Genomic DNA, 335 nt, shown 5'->3' with positions numbered 1-335 from the left:
CGCACGGTCTGGACAGCCACCTTCACGCCCACGGCCAACGTCAGCGTCCCGACGAATACCATCCGCGTAAACCTCAGCGGCGTGACCGACGACGCAGGCAACGCCGGGGTGGGCACGGCCAGCAGCGCCAACTACAGCGTGGACACGCGCGACACCAGCGGCCCCACGGCCACCATCACGCTGGCCGACAGCGCGCTCACCGCGGGCGAGAGCACGACAGTCAGCTTCCGCTTCAACGAGCCCGTCAACGGCTTTGACGCCAGCGACATCGTGCTCACCGACGCCAACGGCACGCTGGGCGCGCTCGCGGCGAACGCCGAACGCACGCTCTGGAC

General features: G+C 69.6%; 1 protein-coding gene. It reads left to right on the top strand.

Translation table 11 applies throughout. From position 1 onward, the window contains the following. A partial coding sequence (locus tag VTU_RS33880; RefSeq protein WP_010107315.1) for an Ig-like domain-containing protein occupies positions 1–335 on the top strand: 335 nt, incomplete at both ends.

Source organism: Verminephrobacter aporrectodeae subsp. tuberculatae At4 (assembly GCF_000193225.1).
GTDB lineage: Bacteria > Pseudomonadota > Gammaproteobacteria > Burkholderiales > Burkholderiaceae_C > Acidovorax > Acidovorax aporrectodeae.
This window is presented reverse-complemented; position numbering and strand designations above follow the sequence as displayed.